The sequence below is a fragment of the Corallococcus sp. AB032C genome, from assembly GCF_003668935.1.
GTDB classification, from domain to species: Bacteria; Myxococcota; Myxococcia; order Myxococcales; family Myxococcaceae; genus Corallococcus; species Corallococcus exiguus.
Genome location: NZ_RAWP01000042.1, coordinates 39,344 through 44,073, shown reverse-complemented (window position 1 = coordinate 44,073; position 4,730 = coordinate 39,344). Strand labels below are relative to the sequence as shown.

5 protein-coding genes are annotated in these 4,730 nt (G+C 71.2%); all 5 read right to left on the bottom strand.

Translation table 11 applies throughout. From position 1 onward, the window contains the following. Nucleotides 1-316 precede the first annotated feature (316 nt). The 5 genes from D7X99_RS20055 to cheB all read right to left on the bottom strand — a co-directional run bounded on the left by D7X99_RS20055 (nucleotide 317) and on the right by cheB (nucleotide 4,706). On the bottom strand, nucleotides 317-1,261 hold the full coding sequence (locus D7X99_RS20055) for a 5'-nucleotidase (RefSeq protein WP_169830730.1): 945 nt from the start codon (nucleotides 1,259-1,261) through the stop codon (nucleotides 317-319). A 66-nt stretch (nucleotides 1,262-1,327) separates the two neighbouring features. Beyond that, nucleotides 1,328-1,462, bottom strand: coding sequence for a hypothetical protein (locus D7X99_RS44300; RefSeq protein ID WP_255429453.1), 135 nt, complete (start codon nucleotides 1,460-1,462; stop codon nucleotides 1,328-1,330). Then, nucleotides 1,462-2,331: a tetratricopeptide repeat protein gene (locus D7X99_RS20050; protein WP_121779178.1), complete on the bottom strand. Its 870-nt coding sequence runs from the start codon at nucleotides 2,329-2,331 to the stop codon at nucleotides 1,462-1,464. The genes D7X99_RS44300 and D7X99_RS20050 overlap by 1 nt, the downstream gene beginning before the upstream one ends. 75 nt (nucleotides 2,332-2,406) lie before the next feature. Next, nucleotides 2,407-3,636 carry a protein-glutamate O-methyltransferase CheR gene (locus D7X99_RS20045; RefSeq protein WP_121779177.1) on the bottom strand — a complete coding sequence of 410 codons (1,230 nt, stop codon included), beginning with the start codon at nucleotides 3,634-3,636 and terminating at the stop codon, nucleotides 2,407-2,409. 11 nt (nucleotides 3,637-3,647) lie between these two features. Further along, entirely contained in the window at nucleotides 3,648-4,706 is a 1,059-nt protein-coding gene (gene cheB / locus D7X99_RS20040; protein WP_120595508.1) for a chemotaxis-specific protein-glutamate methyltransferase CheB, read from the bottom strand. Nucleotides 4,707-4,730 lie beyond the last annotated feature (24 nt).

The following is a 4,730-nucleotide window of genomic DNA, read 5'->3' as shown; positions in this document are numbered from 1 at the left end:
CGAAATGACTCCGAACTCTGGACGCGACACGGCCCGGAGGGACGCCCGGAAATCTGGACGCAGGGCCCTCGGGTCAGTGCCGGCAAATGTCGATCACGCGCGGCCTGCCACTCGTCGCGAGAGCAGCGTGGGGGAGGCCAGAAACCTGTTGATCACATTATTCGGTCGAAGAGCGACCTGCCATGCGTTCCACGCCCCCGGGCCCGCCTGCTCTCCAGCAGGGCTGGAACGGGCGTGGCACATCTCGCGACAGGGGATGAAACAGGTGTTTCAGCCCCGTCCCAGGATGGACGGGGTTGGCCGCGAGCAAGGAAGCTCAGTGACCCGCGGAGCCGGGCGGCTCGACGCGCTCCACCTGCTTCTGGACGGCGGCATCCGACGCCACGTCCGCCCCCAGCTGCAGGTGCGTCAGCAAGTACGTGCGCCCCGTCGTCGGGCCCTGCGCCGCCGCCGTGCGGGCCAGGGCGTCACGACGCGCTTCGAAGGAGGTCAGCGTCTCCTGGAGCGAGCGGCGCGCGTCCTCGTTCTTCTCCGCCTTCAGGCGCTCCCGCACCCGCGCGATGTTCGCCTCCACCATGCGCTGGCTCTCCCGGGCGCGGTTCGCCTCGGACAGGTCCGCGAAGGGACCGGCGCCCTCCACGGACAGCTCCAGCTTCGCGACCTGGCGGCCCCGCTCTCCCGGCGGTACCAGCGTGGACACGCCCTGGCGCTGCGCCATGCCCACTCCCCGGCCGTCGTGCGACTGCAGCACGAAGTCCACGCCCTCTGCGCCCTGGGCCAGCTTCACGGCCTCCGCGTAGGGCACCGCCGCGAGCAACACCACCAGCGACACCTGCTCCTTCTGGCGCAGGCGCTTCACCTCGGAGGTCACCGCCGGGCCCACCGGCAGGCCCCGGACACCCTCGGGCAGGAAGGCCGTGCCCTCGGAGCCGCCGGCCGGAGCCTTGGGGTCCGCGGACGCCGGCGACACGCCGATGATGCCCACCTTCAGCCCGCCCACCGTCGTCACCACCGACGCGGGGAAGAGCAGCTGTCCCTTCGCGTCCACGAGGTTCGCGGACACGAGCTTCAGCTTCGCGCCCTTCGTCTTCTTCTTCAGGAAGTCCACGCCCAGCACGAGGTCGCGCTGGCCCACGGCCATGGCCGCGTAGCCCTGCGCGTCCAGCTGCTCCAGGAGCAGCTCCGCGCGAGGCTTCGCCTCCTGGCCATCCGCCAGGGTCTTGAAGAGCGCGTTGCCCGCGTCCAGTGCGAGCACCGGCACGCCCTTCGCGCGCTCCTCCGTCAGGACCGTCTTTCGTCTGGCCAGACCGCCAGACGGGTTGTGTCGTCAACCACAGGGGGCGATTTCGCCCCCGTTGTCTCCGGTGAAGAGCAGCACGAGCTTCTTCGGCGCGGCCCCCGCCACCAGCGGCAGGAGCAACAGGAGCGCCAGGGCGGCGAGCCGGGGGGCACGGGGGCTCATCACTTCTTCGCCTTCTTCGGCGCGGGGGCAGGCGCGGGCTTCTTGTCCAGCTCCGCCAGCTTCGTCTTCGCCGTCTTGGCCGCGTCCGACTTGGGGTAGCTCTTCACCAGCTCCTCCAGCGCCAGCTTCGACTCCTCCTTCATCTTCAGCTTCAGGAAGCAGTCGGAGGAGCGCAGGTACGCGTCCGGGGCGGACGGCGTCTTCGTGTGGTCCTGCACCACCTTGCCGTACTCGAAGAGGGCCTCGCGGCACTTGGACTCGGTGAAGTACGTCTCTCCCAGACCGAAGTGGGCCTCGCCCACGAGCGCGTCCTTGGGCCACTTCTTCACGAACTCGTTGTAGAGCTGGCGCGCGATCAGCGTGTCGCCGGCCTTCGCCTTGTCATGCGCGAGCGCGATGAAGTCCTTCGCGGTCGTGGGGCGCTGGAGCTCCTCGGCCTTCCTCTTGGCCTCGGCCTCCTTCACCGCCTCCGTGCCCTGGAGCGCAAGCAACCGCTGGTTGGTCTCCTCCGTGCTCTTGCCGAGCGCGGCCTCCAGCTCACCAATCTTGTAGAGGTACGTCTCCACCTGGCCGCGCAGCTGCGCCAGGTCCTCCACCGTCTTCTGGAACTGCACGCCGATGTCCGCGTCCTTGCGGCGCGCGGCGGTGTCCAGGCTCTGCAGGGCTTGCGTCACCTGGGCGATCTTCTCGTCGAGCTTCGGCTGGGTGACGGCGAGCTGGTCGCGCGCCTCCTTCAGCTCCGTGGCCAGCCTGGCGTTGTCCGCGCCCAGCCGGTCCACCTTGGCTTCCAGGGCACGGCCGCGGTCGGCGGGGTAGAAACAGCCGGGAACGGCGGCGGTCAACAGGGCGAAGAGCACGAGCCTGCGCATGGGCCGCGCATCCTAGGTCCAAAGCGCCCCGCGCGCCGCTTCTGTTTCCATCGCGCCCGGCCGCCCCCCTGCCCTTCAGCGCGCCCCTTCCGCCTCCAGCCGCTCCACCGCCCGGGCGCAGGCCACCCGGAGCCGGGGCAGGTTGAGGAAGAAGGGCACCGGCCGCGCCCGCCCGGACTCCACCGCCCGCAGGGCCCGGCGGTAGGCCTCCAGGGCGGCGCCGGGCTGGCCGCACTGCTCCAAGAGGAGCCCCAGCAGGTAGCGGGCGGCGACGTGGTCCGGATCCAGGTCCAGGCACCGGCGCAGGTCGCGCTCGGACTTCTCGTCCGGGACGCCCGTGGAGGCCCCGTCCAGCACGCACGAGAAGAGCCAGTCCGCCTGCGCCATCGCTGCATCGTCCGGAACCACCGGAGCTTCCGGCTTCGGCGCGGCGGGCCCGGTGGCGATGCTCGGGAACCGGCCGGAGTCCCGCTTCGGCCGGGCAGGCTCCACGGGCGCCGCGTCCTCGCGCACGTAGAAGAACGCGTGCTCACTGGGCAACAGCCTCAGCTCCGGGGGGACCTGGAGCAGGGGCTCCGCGGCGGACAGCACCAGCACTCCGCCGGGCGCGAGCCGCTCGCTCAGGCTCCGCACCGTGCGCTGGAAGGCCTCCGGGGTGAAGTAGATGAGGACGTTGCGGCAGAAGATGATGTCGAACCCGCCGCCCCCCAGAGCCTCCGGATACGGAGCCTCCATCAGGTTGTGGCGCCGGAACTCCGCCTGCGTGCGCAGCGACGCCACCAGCGCGTGGCGCCGGCCCTTCGGCTCGAAGTAGCGGGAGCGCGAGGCTTCCGGCACGCGCCGGAGCGCATCCGCGAGGAAGCTCAATTCCCGCGCACGGGTCAGCACCTGTTCGGAGATGTCCGTGCCCAGCACGCGGCTGGAGGGATCCGCTCCCTCCTGCGCCATCAGGAGGAGCAGCGTGGCGACCTCCTCGCCCGCCGCGCAGCCCGCGCTCCACACGTGCAGCGGCGTCTTGGAGCGCTGCACCCGGGGCGACAGCACGTGCTCGCGGAAGGCGGACAGCTGCACCTCGTCCCGGAACACCTCCGAAGTGTGCACCGCCACCGCGTCCACCAGCCGCGCCAGGTCCGCCGCGCCCGTGGGAGTGCGCAGGTGCGCCACCAGTCGCGTCGCGCTCTGCCCATGTCCCAGCGAGTCCAGCCGCGCGTCCAGCCGCCGCTGCTGGGCCCCGCTCAGCGCCATGCCCGTATGGGCCTGGAGCCAGGCGTGGACGGGAGTCCAGCGCTCGGAGGAGGACGTCATGGCGCGCGAGGTCAGCGGCTTGCGGCCAGCGACTCTCCGCGCGCCAGGCGCGCCAGGGTGGCCGCGACGTCATCGCCGTGGATGAGGTGGTCCACCGCCTTGCGCTCCACTGCCGCGCCCGGCATGCCGAACACCACGCAGGACTCCTCGTTCTGCGCCAGCGCCAGCCCACCGCCCTGCTTGATGGCCAGGAGCCCGTCCGCTCCGTCCGCGCCCATGCCGGTGAGCACCACGCCCACCGCGCGCCGGGCGTAGACCTTGGCCACGCTCTCCAACAGCACGGTCCCGCTGGGCATGTGCCCGTCGCGCTCCACGCCGGGCTTGAGCGCCACGCGGCCTCGCACGGGCACCACCATGTGCTGATCCGGCGGCGCCACCAGCACCAGCCCCGGCTGCAGCGTGTCCCCGTCCACCGCCAGCCGGACCTTGAGCTTGCTCGCGTTGGCGAGCCAGCTGGCCAGGGACTCCGAGAAGGCGGCGTTGATGTGCTGGACGATGACGATGGGCGCCGGGAAGTCCGCCGGCAGCTCCGACAGCATCCGGTAGAGCACCTGCGGGCCGCCCGTGCTGGCGGCCACCGCGACGATGCCCATGGAGGCCGCGGGCAGCACCGCGACCGGAGTGTGCGGCGTCCCCGGCGGGCCGCGCTTCTGGCCGCGCACATGGCGGATGACGCGCACGGAGGAGATGAGCTTCACCTCCTTGGTGAGGTTCCACGCTTCCGGCACCGCGTCGATGGAAGGCTTGATCTGCAGTGCCAGCGCGCCCAGCTCCAGCGCGCGGTACGTCAGCGCGGGGGCCTGCGAGCGCGGATCACCCGTCAGCACCAGGATGGGCGTGGGGCACTCGGCCATGATGTGCTCCACGGCCGTGAGCCCGTCCATGACGGGCATGTCCACGTCCATGGTGATGACGTGGGGGCGCAGCTCCTTCGTGAGGGCAACGGCCTCCTGGCCGTTCGCGGCGGTGCCAACGACCTGGATGTCCGGGTCGTCGCTCAACGCCGCGCTGATGAGCTGACGGCAGATGACCGAGTCATCCACCACCAGCACCGTCACTTTCTTGCCCATGTCCGTTCAATACCCCGTACGCGC